Here is a 22,044-nt window from a genome sequence, read left to right as displayed (position 1 = left end):
AATCGCCCTTAGGCAATGCCCCCGCCATCTACAACAAGCACGCTTCCCGTTACCCAGGAAGACATGTCACTCGCCAGAAATAGGACCGCATTAGCGATATCTCGCGGTGTTCCGAGCCTCTCCAGCGGGCGGCCGCCAGCCGAGGCGATTAGGAATTCGGCCTCGTTTCGCTGCAGCTGCTTCGCTTCATCACGCAGCAGCGGCGTGTCCGTATCGCCTGGCGATACGCAGTTCACACGAATGTTCGCGACGCCGTGATCGATAGCCATAGCCCGCGTTAAATTCACAACGCCAGCCTTGGCAGCGCAATAAGCAGCAGCGCGGTCTCCGCCTTTAAGGCCCCAGCCGGAGCCGGAGTTAATGATGCTGCCTCCGCCCTCACGCTCCATGATCGGAATGATATATTTGGACAGCAGATAAACGCCCTTCAAGGAGACATCAATGACTAGGTCCCAATCGCGTTCTTCCAGCTCAACGACCGTTTTACGGCGAATAATACCAGCATTGTTGAATAAAATATCAATTCGTCCGTGTGCAGCATCAATTTCTGCTGCAACACGCTGGCAATCTGCTGAGGAAGACACATCACAGCGGTAGAAACTCGCTTGACCTCCTTGCTGTTTGATTCCAGCCACCGCTTGTTCACCCTGCACTTCATTAATATCTAGAAGGACGGAATATGCTCCAAAGCTGGCCAGAAGTTCAGCGGTCGCAAGGCCGATCCCTGAGGCACCGCCGGTCACAACCGCTATTTTTCCCGATAAGTTCAAAACGTCCTGTGTATTAAGCATGGTTTGTACCCTCCTGTTGTAGCTGTTTCACTTCAAATTTCATTTGATGGCTCAACCGCTCTGGTGAAGAATCTTCGGATAGATATGGCTTAAGCAGCATCTGGAAACGGAATGCTTCTGATGTGACTGTGTTCTCCGGAGACTGAGCCGGCCCACAGCTGTTGCTGCCCAGACCATTCTGCCTGTAATCCAAGTTGAGTGTAATGAAATCCCGCGGAACAAGATCACTTGCATGCTTGGCTGCTTCTAAATCAGCGTCGGTATAGCGTCGTGCACTGAATTCAAGTGTCGGTGCTCCTACCGCGAGTAGACCGATTCCGGCACCATCTGTAATGGATACCCACCTTACATCTGTGCGGTTGCCGTTTTCCTGCGGATAAATATATGGCGTGAATAGTTCATCTACAGACTTCCGATACACACCGAACCGCCCTGCTTCTTTACTATCGGAGTAGTTCTCCCCCGGACCACGGCCGTACCATTTCACAGCGTCCATGTCTCCCGGTATCTCCATTTGGAGTCCAATCTTCGGAAGCATGGCAGGCGGCTTGCCTTCTGGAATGCCGTGCACGTCGATCACGATAAGACCTGAGCCCGTTATGGTGTAAGTCGTTTCACATCGGAAGCCCCAGTCGAATACTGGTGGTGCAATGCGAGACTCCCAAGTTATACGAACCGTCCCTTCGTCCAACCGCTCCCAGCGGCAATCATCAATTCGTTCGCTGAGTCTATTGAGATGCGCCTTGTACCAGTCAGGCAGGACATACATATCGTTATCAATCGGCGCACGCCAAAAATTAAGACGCGGCCCCGTATTCACTAGCTCTTGGCCGTTCATTCGCAGCGAGCTTATTCCTGCACACCGGGTGTCGAATGCGATACGGAATGAATCGTTTGCTAGGATGAGCTTGCGCCCTTCCTCTGCGCAGGATAAGCTCCGCATAGGCAGACTAGCTGCTTCATAAGCGGACGAATCGGCGCTAACTCCGGCATTTCTCGTTTGCTCACTATTTCCAACTGCATCTAGAGCGAGCTGCGCCCAAGCTACCTCATGTCCTTGCTCACCCCAGATGCAATCTGCCGCAAGCGTGAAGCCGACATTCAACCAGCGCTCAGCACCTTGATCCAATAAGGCTAGCTGCATATCTGCTCCAACGGGAACATACAGCTCTGCACTTTCGCCAGGTCCAATTCGCGGCAGAACAAGCACGCCGCTTTGAACGGTTCGCCCGTCTACCGTCACACTCCAATCTGCATAGAGGTGATCTAGCGTTACAAAATCATAGCGATTCATGATGAGTATGCGATTATTTTTTATATACTCGACCCTTACAGGCTCAATAATTTTCTTGTATTCAATAAGACCTGAGGAAGGTGTCCGATCCGGACGAACAAGACCGTCAATGACGAAATTGCTGTTATTCGGCACATCGCCGTAGTCTCCGCCGTAAGCGTAGTCGTCTTTGCCATCCGCTGTCTTCCTGCGGATACCGTGGTCGATCCATTCCCAGACGAAACCGCCCTGCAGCCTTCTATAAGCATCGAAGGTATCAAAATACGGCTTGAGTCCGCCTGGACCATTCCCCATGGCATGGGCGAATTCGCATAGGATATGCGGTTTAGGATGGTCCACTAGCTGACCGAAACCGGCCATCTTTTCAACAGAAGAGTACATGGTGCTCACAATATCGCACACTTCCGCTTCGCGATCTTCTTCATAATGAATGAGCCGCGTTGGATCTGCTTGTTTGCACCAGGCCGACATCGCACGGAAGTTGCAGCCGAAGCCGGACTCATTGCCAAGTGACCAGAACAGGACAGAAGGATGATTCTTATCGCGCTCCACCATACGGCGTATGCGATCGACATAAGCTTCCTGCCAGGCAGGATCATCGCTTAGCCGTGAAATATTGCCCAGAGGCTCGAAGCCGTGTGTTTCCAAGTCGGTTTCTTCCATGACATATAAGCCATATTCGTCACAAATATCGTAGAACCGCGGATCATTCGGATAATGAGCGGTTCTGACCGCATTGATATTATGCTGTTTCATCATCTTTACATCTTGAATCATGGTCGACAGCGTCACCGTGCGTCCCGTATCCGGATGGTGATCATGACGGTTTACGCCTTTCAGCATGATTGCCTTGCCGTTCACCAAAAACTGGCCATCCTTCACTTCGATCTTGCGGAAACCTACTCGTTGAGCAACCGCCTCCACCAATTTACCGTGCTGATCCATTATGCCTATCGTCAAATGATACAGAGTTGGAGCTTCAGCGCTCCATAATGCAGGCTTCGTCACTGGCATTGAAAATTCCAGAATCGTCTGGCCAGCAGCGGCGTCAGTGATTTGTTTTTCGGCCGAAACAACATGTACGCCTTCATGATCCAGCAGCTGCAGTTGGAGTTCCCCTTGCAGAGCATCTCCATGCAGTTCAACTTGAACCGATAGAGTCGCATCGCCGTAGTCCGCGTCCAATTCGGTAACGATTCGATAGTCCACGATCCGCGTGGAGGATGGCTCCGAAATTAGATACACATCCCGGAAAATACCGCTCATATACCACATGTCCTGGTCTTCCAAATAGCTGCCGTCTGACCACTGATAGACGCGAACCGCCATACGATTGATCCCCTGCTTAACATATGGCGTCAAATCAAACTCTGACGTCAATCGGCTTCCTTGGCTGTAACCAACGAATGTCCCATTGACCCATACATGGAACGCACTATCCACGCCGTCGAATTTCACGGCCAGTTTTCTGCCGTCCCATTGCGGTGGAAGCTCAAACTCTCGCACATAGCTGCCTGTCGGATTATCGTTAGGCACATGCGGAGGATCAACCGGGAATGGATAATATAAGTCCGTATAATGCGGATTGCCATATCCTTTCAGCTGCCAGTGGCTCGGAACTTGAATCTCATCCCAGCCCGACATGTCATAATTCTCAAGGTAAAAATCATCCGGCGCCCATTCAGGCCCCTTCGCATAATGAAACTTCCAACTGCCGTTCAATGATTTGAACCAAGGGGAGCTCCCTCGGTCATAGCTCAAAGCTCCGGCCGGGTCGGAATGTGGGATGAAATACGCGCGGCTCTTCGCGCGGTTGCGTTCCAGTACCGTAAGATTATCCCAATCGCGTGCCGCTTTCTCGTTACGCATGGTTGTCTCTCCTCTCGAATCTCTCTCTATGGATCTATGGATCTACTGTTTAAAAAAATCTAAAATTCCCTCATCGCGGAAAAAGTATACTGCGAGATCGAGACGCAACACGTATCTATTGGAATAAATACAATGGTTTTGCCCAATCAAGCCTTGGATAACATGCTCTATTGGAATTAATCCAACAGAAGCTCCAATAAAAGCTCAATCTAGGCGAAAATGCATGTAACTCATTGGATAATTGCAATAGAATGATGATATTCACTGCAGGAAATGGGATTTGATTGTATAAATTCCAATGACTTTTATCATAGAATGGACCAATCTACCCCTTAATCCCCGTACCCGCGATGCCACCGACAATATAGCGCTGTGCGAAGAAGAACACAGCCAACGGCGGGATAGAGATCAGACAGGTAATAGCCATAATGGACTGCATATCGACGCCAAACATCCCTTTGAACTGCGACAATCCAAGCGTCAGTGTATATTTCGATTGATCATTAAGGAAAATGAGCGGTCCCAGATAATCGTTCCAACAGCTCATAATCTGGAAGACACCGACTAAGATGAGCGATGGTCCCATGAGCGGAACAATGATTCGCACAAGAATGGCAAATTTATTAGCTCCGTCAATCGTTGCCGCCTCATCTAGTTCACGCGGAAGCGTCAGAATGAACTGTCTCAGCAAGAAGATAAAGTAAGCCGAACCGAACCACGACGGAACAATAAGCGGTTTGAGCGTATTGATCCAGCCCAGGTAGTTAAACTCCATATACTGCGGAATCATGGTGACTTCCCAAGGGATCATCATCGTAGCAAGCACAATCAGAAACAGCAGATCGCGCCCTTTAAATTGGAATCTCGCAAACCCGTAAGCTACGAGCGTACAGGAAATCAGTTGGCCGAGCGTTGACATCAACGTCACGATGACGGTATTTTTCAGGAATAAGTTAAAAGGCTGAATCGTCCATGCATCGGCGAAATTGCTGAATTTCCAAACGGAAGGAATCCATTTTGGCGGGAAAAGGTACAGCTCAGCAGGCGATTTCACCGCTGTCGTCACCGCCCAGAACAGCGGAGCGATGAACAGCAGCGAGCAGATAATCAGCATCAGATATACGATGATCCGTTTCATGCAGACCGCCTCCTTCCGCCGGATATCACTTTCTTCTGTGACTTTTGCTTCATTTCACCTTCATAGAACACCCAAGCCTCTGACGATTTGAATACAAGGAAAGTCAGACTGAGGACAATAAGGAACATGAACCATGCGTTAGCCGCGGAATAACCCATTTTAAAAAACTTAAAAGCATTCTCGTACATGTACATCGCATAGAAATACGTTGATTTCAGCGGACCGCCCCCGGTGAGCAGGAGCGCAAGGGTCAACTGTTGGAACGCCGCGATGATGGACGTAATCAGATTGAATATAATGGTCGGGCTGAGCATCGGAATCGTCACGCTGAAGAATTGTCTGAGCTTACCCGCACCATCGATGGAAGCAGATTCGTATAGATCCTTCGGTATCCCCTTGAGCCCTGCGAGAAAAACGAGCATCATCGAGCCTTGCCCCCATAGGCTGGCAACAACCATCGCTACCAGAGACCATTGTTTACTATTCAACCAGTCTGGACCCTGGACACCGATGATCGACAGAAAATAATTCAGAATGCCGTAATCTCCGCTGTACACCCAGGACCAGATCATAGCTAGCGCCACGCCTGAGATCACAGAAGGCAGATAAAATGCGGTTCGAAAAATCGCGCTGCCGCGAATTTTCTGATTAAGCAGAATCGCTAGTCCAAGAGCAACCGCTATATTGAGCGGAACAAACAGCGCTGCGAACTTGATAGTCACCCAGAACGATTTCCAGAACAGCGGGTCTTTCGTAAACATATCCACATAATTGCCTAAACCGATAAAGCGCACTTTACCTACAATCGGCCAATCGAAAAACGAAATAATAAGCGAGAATAACAACGGCCCTAAAGTGAACACTAGGAATCCGAAGATCCATGGGAAAATGAAGAGGTAGGGAGCTACCCCACCCCAACTTCGTTTCCTTCTAGGCTTAAGGCTGGCCATTTGTTTCCCTGCGTTTGCTTGCTGCGGGTAGGTCTGAGCCATCTCCCTAACCTTCTTTCTGTAGAAATCTTATTTCAAATAACGCTCACTGTCTTTGACGGCTTGATCCAGCGCATCCTGTGCATTGCTGCCAAGCACGGTAGCTTCTACGGCCGAAGATAGCTGACGGTTCACTTCATTCCACTTGGCATTAAGCAGGAATGCCGGCGAATTATCTGAACGCTGCAGCATCGTGTAAAACGGCTTGTAAAGTGGATCCTGATCCTTCTTAAGCTCGTTAACGACACTTACTCTGACCGGTAAATCCGCTACGCGCATCTTGATCGCTTCATTGGAAACATAATATTTGATAAACTCCCAAGCAAGATCCTTCTGTTTCGAATCCTTCGCAATCGATAGGGCAGATTCAGCAATCACGCCTTTGACAGGTTTGCCTGGAAATGCCGGCATCTCCACTGTGCCTACATCAATCCCGGCTTCCTTGAACGATTCCAGCGGCCAGATACCGCTTTCCCACATGGCGATTTTGCCGCCTTTGAAGATATCTTCACCGCTTTGCTGTCCTTTGCCTCCGGCCAGCACGGCCGAACCGTTCTTGACCATATCCCCGAACATTTGAATGGCTCCGGCTGTTGCTTTACTGTTCATAAAACCATTTATCGTCTTGCCGTCATTAGAAATATAAGAGCCGCCGTTACTCCATACAAATCCTTGCAGATCGTACGTATCGTTATCCGCTCGAACACCGAAACCATACTGTTTCTTGGCTTTATCCGTCAGCTTCTTGGAAATTTCCTGGAAATCATCCCATGTCCAGCCGTCCTTCGGATAAGGAATCTTGGCATCATCAAACATCTTCTTGTTGTAATACACTACACGAGTCGTGAAGCCAGCTGGGATTCCATAGAGCTTGTTCTCGATCGTAGCGTAATTGAACAACCCTTTGTAGAAATCATCCTTTTTCAAGTCCTTGTCCCCGTCAGCGTAGCTGCCCAGCGGCTCAAGCGATTGATGATACGTTGGGAAATCCCACATGTACATCACATCGGGAGGATTCGTTGCGCCGAAACCCGCAGCTAGCTTCTGGTCGAAACCGTCAGCGTACGCTTCTACCTGAACCTTCGTTCCAGGATGGTTTACTTCGAACTTCTTCGCGATATCCTGCTCGATCTTCAGCGCATCCCCGGTATCCCATGTAGCGAATCGAAGCGTCTTCTCTTTGGCAGCATCGTTACCTTTCGCCGGTTGTGTCGCCTTGCTAGTCGTACCTTCGTTAGTACTGCTGCATGCTGTAAGCGCAGTCATCGCCAGCGCAGTCGTAAGAACAATGATTGATAGTTTCTTCTTCATTCTGTCAGCTCCCCTATCAGTGAATGAGTAGATAATAATTGAACCGCTTTCATCATAACTAAAATGAAAGCGGTTCAAAACCGATAACTATTCGAATGTTTGTGCGTTTTTGTTCGATTCACCGAGGCGGGTGTCCATATGTTCGGAGCGTGCCGTCTTTATGTTCGGCGCGGTACTGGCTTGGCGTTTGGCCTGTGCAGCGCTTGAACCATTTGCTGAAATATTTGCTGTCTCCAAGCCCCGTACGCTCAGCAATATCCTGCATCGTCAGCGGCGTATCCTTTAATAATCCATAGGCCAGCTTGAGCTTACGTTTGTATTGAAAAGCCACGAAGCTGTCTCCCAGCGTTTTCTTGAAAATGATGGAGAAGTGGCTTCGGCTAAGACCAACCTGTCCAGCCACATCGCTGACAGACCATTCCGCCGCCGGATTGTCATGCAGAAGCTTAACCGCTTTCCAGATCGGCTCCGGCCAATCTGCGGCTGTTACGCCATAGGCTTTCTCCAATTCCGCTGCTTTATGCAGGGCTAACAACGCATCAAGACGTTCCTCTGTGCTTGTGAGCGGTCCTTTTCTGGCCCACTGCAGCTTCGCATTCTCGCTCTTTCTCTCCACAAGCAAGCCCTCCGCAGCATTCAGAAGCGATTCGGGCACAATATAGTAGCAGCGCTCATCCCCATAAGGAATGACTGCTCCTTTACATAGCTGGCGATCTTCCTCTAGCACTTCCTTCAACAGTTCCAGCCATGACGCCTCACACCCGGAAGTCTTGATCAGATAGACATAAACCGGTTCACCATGGAAAGACCACACCTCGCGGGTACGTTTTTCCATCTCCCCAACAAGTTTGTCATTATGGCCATTCAGCCAAGCATATAGCAGGGTACCCAATCGCTCATCTTCGTCTTCGCTGCCAGCAGTCTGGGCGACTATTGGTGACGAAGGAGCTATACCAAGCTCATGTTGAAACTTCGCCAGCATGCCTTCCAGCTCTTCATCCTCGAAGGCGGTTTTGAGCAGATAGCCAGCTGCTCCCAGCTTCATCCCCTGCTGCGCGTACTCGAAATCTCGGTGGCAGCTGAGCAGAATGATTTTCGTATCGGGAGCTGCTTCCTTGACTCGGCGCGACAATTCAATGCCATCCATTTCGGGCATAACAATGTCGGTAATGACGACTTGAGGCCGATGCTCAAGGAAAGCTTCCCAAGCTTTGCGGCCATTCGGGGCGTCCGCCACCACTTCCATCCCATATTTATCCCAAGGAACCGTGGAACGAAGTCCTTTACGGACGATGCTCTCGTCATCTGCGATGATTACCTTAATGGTCTTGATTGTTTCCATGCGGACTCTCCTCCTTCTTAGGCCATTCTATGATGATCGTTGTCCCTTCACCTTGGATAGATTGTACCGTTAGCCCATGCTGCAGGCCAAAATGCAGTTTAAATTTCTGATCGGCATTTTGCACACCCAGACCTCCCCTGCCCTTACGTTTCGTATCGCTTGGCCGAAGCAGGCGCTTCAGCTTATCCGCAGGAATTCCCGCTCCATTATCGGTTAATGTAAGAAGCAATTGATTGCCTTCTTCCCGAACAGTTAAGCGGATCACTCCCTTGCCGTCCTCGAAGCCATGGAAGAAAATATTTTCGAACAAAGGCTGTAGTGTCATGCGGGGAATCAAATAACGTTTGAGCACTTCATCGCATGCCAGTTCATACTCGAAAACGGGGCCATATCGGACCTCTTGGATTTTCAGAAAATGCTCAATCATCCGCAGCTCTCGACCAAGTGGTATCAGCTCCTGCGAGATATCCAGATTGCCTTCGAGCACCATCGTGAGATGGTACAGCATTTGGCGGATGTCCTCCGCTCCCTGAAGCCTGGCTTTCCATTGGATGGAGTTGAGGGTATTGAAGAGCAGATGCGGGTTGATCTGATAATGAAAGGCCTTCAGCTCCGCTTCCTTCTTGAGCCGTTCGCTCCGTTCAACCTCGCCAATCAAAGTCTGTATGCCGCCCACCATATTGTTAAAGCTTGTATCCAAAATGCCCAGCTCATCATTGGCTTCGACCGAAGTCCTTGTATGCAGCTTACCGAAGCTGACCTTCTGCATCGCATCCTTAAGACGACGAATCCTTGCAGTGAATCGGGAGGAGAATAGATACGCAAGACCAAAAGCCAGCAAACAAGAAGCAACAGCAACCATAATGGTATTCGATCTTATAATGCCGGAGGAGCGATAGAACGACTGGGCAGGCAGCCTCGCCTCGATCGTCCAATGATTAGCCGCAAGTGTTTTGTTCCAAACAATATCACTGGTTTGCGATGTGAAGGCAGCTGCTGTCTCATATATAATTCGTCCCTGCGGATCTGCTATTCGGAGATGAGCCTTCGTATCGTTCTCGAACAGCCTGAACATATGAAGCAGGTCTTCCGCATTTTCCTCAATAAGAATTTTGCTGCCCCGCAGCGCTCCGTAAGGATTGTTAATCGGCACGGCTAAGCCCAGTACGGTCATCCCGGAATCTTCGGTTTCCTTCATCCCATGATTTTGAGCATAGAATCCTAGCCAGTACTTCCCTTCATTAGCGTCCGACATGGATTGCCAAGCCGGTATTCGGCTGAGCTTCGACACATCGAGATTATTTTCTCCATAATAGTAGCCGGAGCTGGTGATAATGTAGATGCCTGTCGTTCGGTCCGTTTTAAGCGCTTTCAGAAGGACTTCAAAATCATTCTTATCCATAATTTCTTTGTAAGTCGTCGGAACTTGGTTCCCTAGATCGACCCTTGCTGGATCAAGTAAATAGGAATAAACCGTTTCCGTCGTCTGATTCATCCGGTTCAAATAAGAACTCATCTGCTGCTCCAATTGCGCCACAGCATTTTCCCCGTATTTGCCAAACTGAGAATTAATAACCTTTGCGGACTGGTAATAAGACAAGGCCCCAAGCGAGAGCAGCGGAATTATCGTCACAATGAGAAAACAGAAGAGCAGCTTCGTGCGAATACTTCGATAAGAGCCGGACAAAAGGCGGATGTTGAATCGCTTATGCAAATAACCTTTGATGATCGCACCCTCCCTCCAGCTTCTCTGAAAAATCTTACTCTTAAGTGTAGCATGGAACACTTTCAGCGAACAATGTATCTTCCATCCATGAGATTCCGTGTAAATGACGATGGCTTCACCATTTTGAGATGGAACCCCCGAAACCGGAAAAGCACCTCCCCTCTGCTCATTTTGTAACAGGAGGAAGTGCAGGTTTTATTTAAGTTGTGTACTCATTTCCTAAAATCAAGAACACGCTCGATGTCCAAGTAAAGGCCCGATCGCGCAAGCCTTGTCCTGTAATCGCGTCAAAATTCTCGGCCATTCCGCTGCGATCCAGCATGGTGCAGAATCGACGCGCTACCTCTTCTGCCAATTCACGATCACCCGCCGCAGCTACTCCTTCCACGAGCAACATAGTTGACGGCGCCCAGATCGGACCTCGCCAATAGCCGTCCGGATTGTAGAAAGGACTTTTCACGCTTTCTGTCGCCCAACCATTATGGGTTAAGAAACGTTCTTCATCCCTCAGCCCCTTCAACAAAGCTGTGCAGATCGGCTCGGGCAGACGTTTGCCCAGAAGAATGGGAACGAACAAGAGGAGGCTATCACCTTCGGATAACTCGTGCGTGCCTGAGCGGCAGGCCGTAAAGCGGTCATCCTTCCAGAAATGACTAATCATCTTCTCCAGTGTGCCCTCAGCAAGCTGCCGCCATTCTTTCGCATCTTCTGCATGTCCTAGCAGTCCCGCAATCTCAGCAAGCAGTTCTGCTTGAAGAATGAGAAAGGCCGCTAAATCCGGGCTTTCAACTGGAATGCCATTATTGAAGGCTGTGCTGTTATCCCAACCAGAGTCATTGCCGTGATTGTATTGCGGAATGCCATCTCCATCGCCGTCGCGATAGCGGAACCACCATTTCGTCCATTTGGAGAGTGGTTCATAGACCTCCCGAAGCTGTGCATCCTTAATATAGTCCGTTCTGGCCATCATCCAGGAAAGCGTCCAACCGTGTATTGGCGGCTTGTTGCAGTTCCAGAGCTCATACTTATTGTTGATAAAATCCGGAATCAAACCGCTCTCATCCTGGCGGTCAAAGAAAATCATGAATTGATCCCATGCCAGCTTCGGATCATGGCGAACGAGCGCCATCGCGTTGAAGCAGTGATCCCAGCTCCAAATATTCGTCATCCAGTTCTTCGACATATACATCGCCGGCCTGGTCAGGCACCCCCCTGCAGGAACGAGGCAGGACCACGTGATATAAGCCGCAAGTTCCCGACTTTCATGCCAGTGCTCAGGCAGAGGCAGAGAGCGATCCAGCCATTGGTTAAACTCTTCCTTTACTTGCTTTACAGCGTCATCGAAGGATTCCCAAGCCATGCGCGGCTCCCACACGGTGTGGAATTCCTCTACCGCAAACTCGGAAATGCCCGATTTACCGTCAGGCAAGAAATCTGCGATTACGTAGGAGCTTTTGATTTTGTCCCATGGCACTTCCATATTCAAATCGCCAACCAGCGCTGTTAGCATGAACCTGCATTCATGGGTGAAACTGTTCACTTCCCAGCTGCTGGAGGCTGCTTGATACGCGTAATCATAGGCAGCCGTGCGGAAAGTTAAGCGAATTCCACAGCCATTCGTGCGAATTCGAAATGTTCGACGATCGGAGATACAGATCTCAGCCGTTAAGCCGGTCGTCGATTCTAGCCGGATCAGCTCAGGGCAAGCTATAGCCTCGAATGGCACAGATTGACCGCTTTCATCCAACATATCCATATGAAACGCCTCGCCGAATTTATCATCGCCGCCGCGCACCGTGCGCAGGTATAGGCCTTGTTGTCGATCTTGGGCTTCAGGCAGAATCGAAATCGCTAGGAAGGATTCTTTCCGGCTGAAGGGTACAACGTTCAGGTCAAAGTTCATGATCAATTCTCCTTTACGAAAGCAGTATGCGCTTTCATTGTATCGAATGGAGAACGGGGGAAGAACCGACAGTTGTTTGTGATGGGTAGGTAATTTGTTGCCTATTGAGAGTTGTGAGGGACTGAGGGGGCATTTTGTTCGGTCTGATTAGTCCTATTGTTCGAAATATAAAAAAACCTCCCATCATAGGAGGTAAGTTTTGAGAATATCGATTTACAAATAGATGATAGCTATTGCCGTTGTTGAACCTTCACACCTTTAACCAGAAGCCAGAAAGCTAAGGATAGCTCTCCAATCACACCAGGTACGGCTACAATCAGTTGGAATATCGTTTGGTAGTCGGCGTAGTTGGATAGAAGAAAATGTGCAAGACTATCTATGACATATCCCGCAGATGCTAGAATCAAGAAGATCCCAATTATTCTTGGTATATAGCCTCCTGACTTGATGATTAAATAACCAACGACCAACAAATGAACTCCGAAAAACACCAATCCAATTAGCCATCCATTGTTAAATGCATTGATCAGCAACATCACCTGAGCGTATAACTTTAACTGATCTGTTGTGAATATCGCGAAGTAATTAGCACCGCTTAGAAGTGGTAAAACATTCAACAAATTAGACAAGGCGACTCCAAAAATAGCGGTGTATACCAACCTAAACCACGCCGCGAGCATGGCAAGGTTCTTATTAACGGGTTTGAGTAGAACATACAATGCCCAAGCTACCAGCACATCAAGAATAAGCACGATGACAAAGCTAATAAATCCACTCCGAAATAACATCTCATTGGCTATGATATTATTAGCAGTTGCGGCTCCATCATCGGGTACAATAAGACCTTCAAGAACAGAAAAATTTGAAAACATAGCAAGTATTGCCATGAGTAGAAGCCCGAACCCTGCGACTCTAGCATAAAAAAGCGGTGAAGCTTCTGTGCTACGGTTTGTCATTATTAACCCCTCCTAATTTTCCTCAAAAGAGAACACTTCTTCCAATTTCAAGCCGAAGACGTGAGCAATACGAAAAGCCAATTCCAGGGACGGGGAGTAATTTCCTTTCTCGATTGCAACGATAGTCTGTCTTGTCACCCCCGATTTATCTGCTAATTGTTGTTGGGTCATTTCATTATGGTTAAAACGTAAGGTCCGAATATTGTTGCTAATATGCGCTTTGCCCATCTTAGACTCCTTTCCGATAAAGGTACAGCTGTGTGATGATTCCAATCACTTCTGATAATAACCCTGAACTAATCAGTATGATGAACATGACATAGGGAGGTTGGTCCATGACCAGCGATATCATCGATAGAAGAAAACCAATGATAAAGACATAATGAGAATTTCTCGTAGATTTCAATGCAATTAATTTGTCCAACTCATCCGTAATTAATGGTTCTTTCTCCTTCGTTGCTACGGTATTGATTATGCTGAATACGATATGAATGATGACTTTTGCTACAATCGACACCGGGATTAAGATTAAAATGAAGGCTCCCCAGAAGCTGAATTCATTCGATGTATGAAAACTCCCTTCCTGGTACTTTTGAAACACATACAAGCTATAGACAGAAAAAATGAGTAAGGTGGTAAATAAAGATACAATATTTCTCTTTTCTTGAAAGGACATGTTCACCTCTCCTTTTTTGTTATATTATCGATGAAAAGTAAAGTATTATTTACACAGTATATTGTTAACCATACATGATGTCAAGTATTCTTTACACGTACACCTGACCTCTCGTTTGGCGGAACGTCGATTCGTTATTTTGGGGAATCTAAGCTAGAAATCGAATAAGGGGAACGTGGGTGCGCTATTTGATCCATATTGGACGATCCGGAGGCAAAAATCACGAAATAACGCATCGTCATTCCTCTTCCTCATGATTTCGGGTGTTTTTCGTCCAAATAGCGGATCCTCGTTCCCTCAGCAAATTCTGGTTACCATAGATTGGGAGAGAGGCATAACATCCAAAATGCCTTTGGGACAACCACTATGCAAAAAGAGCAAAGGCGGTTTAAGGCCCTTGCTCTTTTTTTCAATTAATCTTCTGTAGAATCCAACTGGCACTCTTCCAGTTTTAACACTTTTGTTTTGTATTTCCACTTGTAGCCCAGCCAAAATGCCAAGAACAGGGGAATTCCAATATAGGAAGCCAGTAACAACTTCCAGTCCACCTGACCATCCGAAAACGCGCTAATGCTTTGGCCAATAATGACAATCATACACATTACGCCTGCCAAAATCGGCCCAAACGGGAACCATTTGGAGCGGTATGGAAGATCAGCTACTTTGCGCCCTTGTGCAACGTAAGCTTTCCGGAAGCGGTAATGGCTAATTGCAATACCAAGCCATGCGATGAATCCGGACATACCGGACGCGTTCAATAGCCAAATGTACACTTGACCATCGCCAAAGAAAGAGGCAAGGAACGTAAGCATTCCGAGCGCGGCCGTCGCGAACAGAGCGTAAACGGGAATCCCGCCTTTATTTAATTTAGCGAACAATTTAGGCGCTTTGCCTTCTTTGGCCAATACCCACAGCATTCTTGTGGAGGCGTACATCCCTGAATTACCCGCAGATAAAACCGAACTTAGGATAACGGCATTCATCACTGATGCTGCTATACTTAAGCCAGCTTTTTCGAAAATAATCGTAAAAGGACTTGCTGCAACGCTGTCGCTAGCCAATGTATCAGTGGAATACGGAATCAGCATCCCAACAACGAAAATAGCCAAGATGTAAAACAATAGAATTCTCCAGAATACGCTGCGGATCGCGCGAGGTACGCTCTTCCGTGGATTCTCGGACTCCCCTGCTGCAATACCAACTAGCTCTGTACCTTGGAAGGAGAAGCCGGCAGCCATACAAACACCAAGTACGGCAAGCAAGCCGCCCGAAATCGGCGCGTCACCTGCTGTAAAATTACTGAATCCAATCGCTTCTCCGCCCCAGATGCCGACGATCATTAGTAATCCGATACCGATAAACACAATAATTGTTACAATCTTTATCATAGCGAACCAATATTCCGACTCGCCATAGCTTTTAACCGACAATAAATTAAGACCAACCATCAAGGCAAGGAATAAAGCACTCCATAAGAACGACGGACTGTCTGGCAGCCAGAACTTAATAATTAATGTCGCCGCGGACAACTCTGCCGCGATTGTAATTGCCCAGTTATACCAATAATTCCACCCTAGCGCGAAGCCAAGGGATGGATCTACGAATTTCGTTGCGTACGTACTGAATGTTCCGGATACCGGCATATATGTCGCCATTTCTCCCAAGCTTGTTACCAAAAAGTAAACCATAATTCCAATGATGAAGTAGGCTAACAGCGCGCCGCCTGGTCCAGCCGTATGAATTGCCCCACCGCTGGCTAGGAACAACCCTGTTCCAATTGATCCGCCGAGTGAAATCATCGTCATGTGGCGAGACTTCAGACCTCTACGTAACTTGTTCTCTTTCAATTTCTGAACGCTCCCTTTACATGTTTCTTTAAATAGAAGGCTAACAACGCAAAAAAGCCGCCTCTCTTTCATAAATAAGTCAGGCAGCTTCTACTCCCTCATTTATCCTGGTTCAAGATAGCACAACACACTGTTTTGGATGCAACAGCATGACAGTTCCGTCCCTTTCGGAAACGGCCCCAGCCGGGCGCGGTCAGTACACCGTGCGGCTTCGGCAATGTTGCCTTTTCATCAGAATCAGCAGTCTTTACTGGACTTCCTCTGATGTACTCTTCAACATCGCGACCTCTACCTCATCTAGGTTGATGAGGGCTTCTATTTAGTTTTCAATAACTTTTACTATTTTAATTAGCTTCAGGTGATTAATCAATAGATATTTATTCCAATTTGAAATACTGACAACACAATTGATATTGTGTTTTACTGTCACTTACTGCATATTTATATGGACAAGCCCTTATTTTCAAGTTAAATCAATATGTTGAGGTGAACTGCTATGAAAGAACAAAAAATACATACGTATGAAGAAGCCGTTCAACTTATTCATAAAGTCGGTATTCTACCTTTAGCTCCATTAATCCCAGATCACCCATCACTCTATCAGGTCACTCACGGTGAGCCGTGGTTAACTGGCACTGATTTAGATCCTTGGGTGTGGCGAGCACGGTTTCCGAGCGACGGTACGGCTGCCTATGGCAAATTCCTAAAAAAAAAATCAGTTTTCATTTCACGCGAACTGTTTCCATGGATCAAAGCCATATTAGGAAGCCCTCAACCCATTGCAGATCGATATAAGCACGGCCTTGTTTCAAAAGCTTCTGTAGAGCTCTTCCAGCAAATCAAAGAAGACGAAGGGATTGAAACAAGGTCGTTAAGATTTAAATCGGGCATGAACGCCAAAGAAATGAAAAAAGTCTTTGGACAAGGTTTATTGGATTTACAATGCACGTTGGATATCGTCATTTCCGGTGTCAAAGAAAGTAGAATTTCGTTAAATGAGAACAGCGCATGGCAAAGCACTTCATTCGAAACAGCGGATCATTGGATGGAGAGCGTTGGATTACACGAATTCGACATTGACCCCAAGATTGCCAAAGAAGAATTGCACGCTCGATTAAAAAGCAGTTGTAGTCCCGATTCAATGAAATTTTTCACTAAACTGTTTCGGTTCGAAGCCTAATCTTAGGTTAACCTGTTAAATGATAAATCAATTAAATAATACCGATGTATCCTGAGATTCATACATTTGAGCCGCACAATGATCCAATAGGTTGTTAACCTTCCGGTACAATGCACCTCCAATACTTAACCGTTTGACTCCAAGCTCCTTGAGCTTATTGCAGTTAGTAAGTCCCGGCAAAGACATAATATTTAGTGGGGCATTTATTTGTGATATGATTGCTCTGATTTCGTCATCTTCTTTCAATCCAGGAACAAAAATACCGCTTGCTCCGCTTTCGACATAGGCTTTTGCTCTGTAAATCGTTTCATTTAGAGGATCTTGATTTTGTAAATAAGTATCCGTCCTCGCGTTTATATAAAAGCCTTGATATCCATTCTTCTCTAATGCGGTTCTAATTTTCGATAAAAGATTGCATTGTTGGTCCAGTGGTTTGAGACCTGCTTGGTTCTTGAGCGAATCCTCTATATTGATTCCTGATGCACCTAAATCTGCAAGTTTTAACACATTATCGACTACCGTTTGATCATCTTTTCCATAACCTGACTCAATGTCTGCAGTGACAGGTATCTTCACATGATCTACGATCATTTTCACAACGTTAAGCTGTATGGCAAATTCAATCATTTCGCCGTCCGAAAACCCTAAGCTTTTCGCTACTCCCCAACTCGTTGTACCGATTGCTTTGAATCCGGCTTTCTCAAGTGATAGAGCAGATAATAAATCCCAGGCGTTCCCCAGCAATAAAACTTCATTTGATTCATGCAATGCATTAAACTCCTGAATTTTATTCATTTTAGCACATCCCCTTTACTATTGAACTTATAATTCTCTACTAATGATGCAATAAATAGTTTTAAAATAGAAGCTAGGATTTGATTTTAATTAAAATATCCCTCTCGTTTGAGCTTTATCTTTTATCTGAGAGAGGAGAGGCTCCCCAACTCATCTCGTAGATGAGTTGGGGAGCCTCTTCAAAACTTAACTACTTCGTATAATCATAACTGCCCGGGGCTAATGCGAACTGGATCCCATCCGGCACACCTTTTCAACTTCTTTGGCAATTTCATTGAGGTTCATCTGCAAAATCTAGGTATAAATATTATTTATCGTAGTATATAGCCGGTTCCCAATCAATAACATCATATGCCGTATTGCTATTCATATTAACAAGGAAATATATGGCATCTCCTTTCGAGACATCTACGGTAACATCATGGACAACACCGGTATTGCTGATTTCGTTCCAAGGTACTGTTTTAGGCCCCCATATGACTGTCCTATTTTGTACGATTCTGACATTAACGCCATCTCCGCCATCAGCAGTAAATTTATGAGGTCCGCCGGAAATTGTGATGTGCCCTGCTTTTGGCGCAATCCAAACTCTTGCAGCATCGTAATTTGTACCTGGGATTTGCCAATTCGAACTAATTTTTAGGTCCGAATCCGTACCATACCACAGATTGTTTATATTGTCCCAGCTCAAACCCGGATTTGTGGTGCCATTCCACTGCTGATACAGCCAGTTATTGTTTCCTTGAGTATTACTAAAACCTTCTGTCGCTTTCACAGGTAATGTCTCCCTGTAAGCTATTGTAGGATCCCAATTCGTTGAGTCATAAGAGTTAGTTCCATTTTTATTTACAATAAAGTATATGGTATCCCCTGCCATAATGTCTGTTACTATGTTTTGATTTACGCCTGTCACCGTATCGGAACCTGATATCGATTGGGGACCCCATATCACATTGCTATTTTTCATAATCTTAACGATAACTCCATCTCCGCCTATAGAGTTCATTTTAGCATTTCCAATAATTGTTATTTCTCCCTCTTTGTTTGAAACCCATTTCCTTACAGAATCATATGAAGTGTCAGGGTGCTGCCAGTTGTCTCCTATAAGCGCATAGGCTTGGCTTCCCATCCACCTGTTATTTGTTGCATCCCATGTCATATTGCTATATGAGCTTCCATTCCACTGCTGGTAGTACCATTGATTCTGCCCCTGAGTCGAACTAAACCCTGATGATGCAAGCGATTGCGGAGGAGGGGACGGTTTGCCGTAATAAATGGTTGGATTCCATGACGTACTGTCATATTGATTATCACCATTCATTCCAATCCTGAAATATATGGCATCTCCGGCATTAACATTAGTGGTAACTTCATGGGTTAGCCCAATCATATCATTGCCTCCTATTGTATACCGTCCCCATATGGGGGCATTATTCTTCAAGATCATCACGGTAACACCATCACCGCCAACTATCCCCTTTTTAGGGTTACCTGTAACGGTTATGGTTCCTGAACTTGGCGCAACCCATTTTCTCACAGAATCGTAAGAAGTGTCAGCGTGCTGCCAATTACCTCCTATAAGCGCAAAGGCTTGGCTTCCCATCCACCTGTTATTTGTTGTATCCCATGTCATATTGCTATATGAGCTTCCATTCCACTGCTGGTAATACCATTGATTCTGTCCCTGAGTCGAACTAAACCCCGATGACGCTGTCCACGATGAAGGCGATGGGGGCGGTGTCGGGCCTGGTCCCACAGCGATTGCCGTAGTCTGCGATGATACATTGCCATCACCATCTACCGTACGAACTTGATAAACATCTGAATAGCTTCCGTTTTTGTCAAAATAGAACATACCCTTGGATACTTTGTCTACAGATACTCCGTTCCTGAATATCTCGTAATAGGATACCCATCGATCATCTGTGCCAGCAGTCCAATCCAGTTCAATGCCATTACTACTCATATATGTTCCTAATTTCATACTAACGTTCGTAGGGCTTGTTGGCGCAACAGTATCAGTGCCTGCTCCGGGCCTGTCAGTTAAATTGAATAGGATCGTATCACCACTTTTATATGGGGTCAGGCTTATTCCGTTTGTCATCCAGTATGACCCCGTCTGTGTTGATGATGAACGGCTCCCCTTCAGGGTTGATATTGTATAGTTTGAGCCTGCAGTAAGCCCTTTTGGATAAACGGTTATATTCTGTCCTACAAACGGATTTCCTTGCTCAAAACTTATTATACCTTTTGTTGAATCGCTGCTCATGCTTTGTAATAGGAATGTTTTGTCGCCTGAACTCACAGCCGGTCTATAAACCTTTACATATCTACCAATGACACCCTTGCTATTCAAGTAATGAAAGAGTTCAACATCTTTTCTTATCGTTTCCTTATCATATGTCAACATAGATCCCGCAGCATCAGCCATATTCACAGCAGTAACAATGCCACTATTCTCTTCATTATACCTGGTTCCCCAAGTTTGTTGGCTGTTGCCCATTTTGCTTAAAGGTACGATTAAAGATGTCCAATACCTGGTAAAATGGCCGCTTTCACCGTCAGTGACCTGCTGAGAATCGCTATACCGAACTGATTCTATGCTTATTGCCTCTCCCCCTGAGGAACATCCGTTTATTCCTGCATTAGGATTGTTATCCTTGAATGCTTTCAGCAAATCATACCAGTTGCTGGATTGCATCAGCATATCATTATCGCTGCCGTTTGACGGCCAAGTTATATTACCATCATAGCGCCAAGAATAGGAACCCCAATTGGTTTGCTTGGTGTTCAGTAAATTACTTATCCATGTTATGACGCTTGAGTTCGCCATATTCAAATGCCAGCCATAGAAACCAGAGGTGTCTTGACCCACCTGCCAAGAAGGGTTATTTGTCAGTACGGAAGATCCCGCACCCACTTGCCACGGGGGCATCCATACCATCATATTCATCCCATATTTCTTCAAGTACGTATTAACTGCCGAAAAATCACCATCGGTTCGGTTATTCCAGTCTCCTTTTATATCGTACCAGTTATCATCAATATGAATAATATCACTACCCACATATCGAGCATTATTAATCATATTGAAGGCATTTTTCATCTGGTTGCCTTGAATCCATTGATATGCTTCTGATTTTCCAAAATAATTATCGCGTGTATAATCCCATTTATATTTGTAAATATAATCATTAATCGTGTTTCCCATATCATCCAAGTCACCGGAAAATACACCAGTCATACTTTTCGGTGAAGTTATCGTATTGTTTGCCTCTACTGCAAGGTTTACTATTTTTGCTGCGCCTTTCAGCAGCACATTCCCGCTATAGTTTCCAACATTTGAACCCCAGTGTCCCATATAGTCAAATGTAAGAAATACACCTTCAGATAAAGAGCTATTCCTTATTGCATAAAATTCATTCCAAATAGAAGATCCTTGTTTATTGTCATTCGTCCAATCCCTAATAATGCCATCAACAGTCGAAAGTTCCGGTGAATCATAGGAGTCGAATGCACGTGTATAACTCGTAGTTAAATTTACGGTTTTTAACATCAAGCTCCCTCTAAAATTCCCGCCACCTGTCATATAATGAAAATCGAGATTGCTGATATCATTAGACATAATTCTTTGATTAAAAATGGACATATCTGTAAAACTTTCAGTGCTGCCCGAAATATTTTTGAAAACGGACCATTCTTGTATGACTCCTGTACTAGGATAAATAATATAGTATCGGGTCACCTGTACAACACCATTATGGAATATAATACTTAACTGTATTTCTCCCTGGCTCAACATCGATTCCAAATAGCTGTCATACACCCATCCTGTGCTTGCTCCCGTAAATGAAGTACCATTAATAGTTACAGCGAATTCCTCCGAAATCTGTCCCCCCTGAATATAATCATGTCCGGTTATCTTATTCTTGAAGCTTGTCAGCAAAAACTGTCCTTGACTATTTAACTGTACCTTTTTTTCAACCTTCCCTGTTCCCATCGTCCAAGTTTTCGATCCCGAATCGTAGCTTGTGTAAGCGTCACCAGATGTTGCGGCCTTTGCCGTTGATGAACTTAACAATAAAAAGCTGCCGAGAACCCCGATCATCAAAAAGCTGAACATCGATAATCCTAACCACTTTTTCACCTTTTTCTTCATATTCGTCATCCTCTCCTTTTTGATGGAAACATTCATCGCCGAATTTGACCCATTTTTCACCCCCTTTA

General features: G+C 46.0%; 15 protein-coding genes and 1 riboswitch. Of the genes, 1 reads left to right on the top strand and 14 read right to left on the bottom strand.

Translation table 11 applies throughout. The annotated features are described in order from the left end of the window. Positions 1-8: 8 nt before the first annotated feature. The 12 genes from ACBP55_RS05880 to ACBP55_RS05825 all read right to left on the bottom strand — a co-directional run bounded on the left by ACBP55_RS05880 (position 9) and on the right by ACBP55_RS05825 (position 15,800). Positions 9-791, bottom strand: a complete 783-nt coding sequence (locus ACBP55_RS05880; RefSeq protein ID WP_464650461.1) for an SDR family NAD(P)-dependent oxidoreductase — start codon at positions 789-791, stop codon at positions 9-11. Continuing rightward, the gene (gene lacZ, locus ACBP55_RS05875; protein ID WP_464650459.1) at positions 784-3,954 is read right to left on the bottom strand and encodes a beta-galactosidase, LacZ type; all 3,171 of its coding nucleotides are present in this window, start codon (positions 3,952-3,954) and stop codon (positions 784-786) included. The genes ACBP55_RS05880 and lacZ overlap by 8 nt, the downstream gene beginning before the upstream one ends. Positions 3,955-4,279: 325 nt before the next feature. Further along, positions 4,280-5,092: a carbohydrate ABC transporter permease gene (locus ACBP55_RS05870; protein ID WP_268616439.1), complete on the bottom strand. Its 813-nt coding sequence runs from the start codon at positions 5,090-5,092 to the stop codon at positions 4,280-4,282. Next, on the bottom strand, positions 5,089-6,042 hold the full coding sequence (locus tag ACBP55_RS05865) for a carbohydrate ABC transporter permease (RefSeq protein ID WP_464653244.1): 954 nt from the start codon (positions 6,040-6,042) through the stop codon (positions 5,089-5,091). Before ACBP55_RS05865 ends, ACBP55_RS05870 begins: the two co-directional genes overlap by 4 nt. Positions 6,043-6,111: 69 nt before the next feature. Next, positions 6,112-7,392, bottom strand: coding sequence for an ABC transporter substrate-binding protein (locus ACBP55_RS05860; RefSeq protein WP_464650457.1), 1,281 nt, complete (start codon positions 7,390-7,392; stop codon positions 6,112-6,114). Positions 7,393-7,510: 118 nt separating this feature from the next. Beyond that, a complete protein-coding gene (locus ACBP55_RS05855) occupies positions 7,511-8,734 on the bottom strand; it encodes a response regulator transcription factor (RefSeq protein ID WP_464650455.1) in 1,224 nt (407 codons plus the stop codon). Further along, positions 8,712-10,448 (bottom strand): sensor histidine kinase, encoded by a 1,737-nt coding sequence (locus ACBP55_RS05850; protein ID WP_464650453.1) that lies wholly within the window; start codon positions 10,446-10,448, stop codon positions 8,712-8,714. Before ACBP55_RS05850 ends, ACBP55_RS05855 begins: the two co-directional genes overlap by 23 nt. Positions 10,449-10,659: 211 nt before the next feature. Then, positions 10,660-12,363 (bottom strand): amylo-alpha-1,6-glucosidase, encoded by a 1,704-nt coding sequence (locus tag ACBP55_RS05845; protein ID WP_464650451.1) that lies wholly within the window; start codon positions 12,361-12,363, stop codon positions 10,660-10,662. A gap of 230 nt (positions 12,364-12,593) precedes the next feature. Beyond that, positions 12,594-13,319, bottom strand: a complete 726-nt coding sequence (locus tag ACBP55_RS05840; protein ID WP_464650449.1) for a DUF4386 domain-containing protein — start codon at positions 13,317-13,319, stop codon at positions 12,594-12,596. 12 nt (positions 13,320-13,331) lie between these two features. Continuing rightward, positions 13,332-13,547 carry a helix-turn-helix transcriptional regulator gene (locus tag ACBP55_RS05835; protein ID WP_464650448.1) on the bottom strand — a complete coding sequence of 72 codons (216 nt, stop codon included), beginning with the start codon at positions 13,545-13,547 and terminating at the stop codon, positions 13,332-13,334. 1 nt (position 13,548) lies between these two features. After that, the gene (locus ACBP55_RS05830; protein WP_464650446.1) at positions 13,549-13,995 is read right to left on the bottom strand and encodes a hypothetical protein; all 447 of its coding nucleotides are present in this window, start codon (positions 13,993-13,995) and stop codon (positions 13,549-13,551) included. A gap of 413 nt (positions 13,996-14,408) precedes the next feature. Further along, positions 14,409-15,800, bottom strand: a complete 1,392-nt coding sequence (locus tag ACBP55_RS05825; protein WP_464653243.1) for an amino acid permease — start codon at positions 15,798-15,800, stop codon at positions 14,409-14,411. Positions 15,801-15,952: 152 nt separating this feature from the next. Next, positions 15,953-16,141: riboswitch (Lysine riboswitch) on the bottom strand. Positions 16,142-16,338: 197 nt separating this feature from the next. Here ACBP55_RS05825 and ACBP55_RS05820 point away from each other — a divergent pair. After that, positions 16,339-17,022 (top strand): AlkZ-related protein, encoded by a 684-nt coding sequence (locus ACBP55_RS05820; RefSeq protein ID WP_464650444.1) that lies wholly within the window; start codon positions 16,339-16,341, stop codon positions 17,020-17,022. A gap of 27 nt (positions 17,023-17,049) precedes the next feature. On the opposite strand, the gene ACBP55_RS05815 is transcribed toward ACBP55_RS05820, so the two are convergent. Both ACBP55_RS05815 and ACBP55_RS05810 read right to left on the bottom strand, forming a co-directional pair. Continuing rightward, positions 17,050-17,817 (bottom strand): isocitrate lyase/PEP mutase family protein, encoded by a 768-nt coding sequence (locus ACBP55_RS05815; RefSeq protein WP_464650442.1) that lies wholly within the window; start codon positions 17,815-17,817, stop codon positions 17,050-17,052. A gap of 307 nt (positions 17,818-18,124) precedes the next feature. Beyond that, the gene (locus ACBP55_RS05810) at positions 18,125-21,976 is read right to left on the bottom strand and encodes an alpha-amylase family protein (RefSeq protein ID WP_464650440.1); all 3,852 of its coding nucleotides are present in this window, start codon (positions 21,974-21,976) and stop codon (positions 18,125-18,127) included. Positions 21,977-22,044 lie beyond the last annotated feature (68 nt).

This window comes from Paenibacillus sp. WG02 (assembly GCF_055396115.1).
Note: the sequence above shows the minus strand (reverse complement) of the source record. Positions and strands in the feature narration are given on the sequence as shown.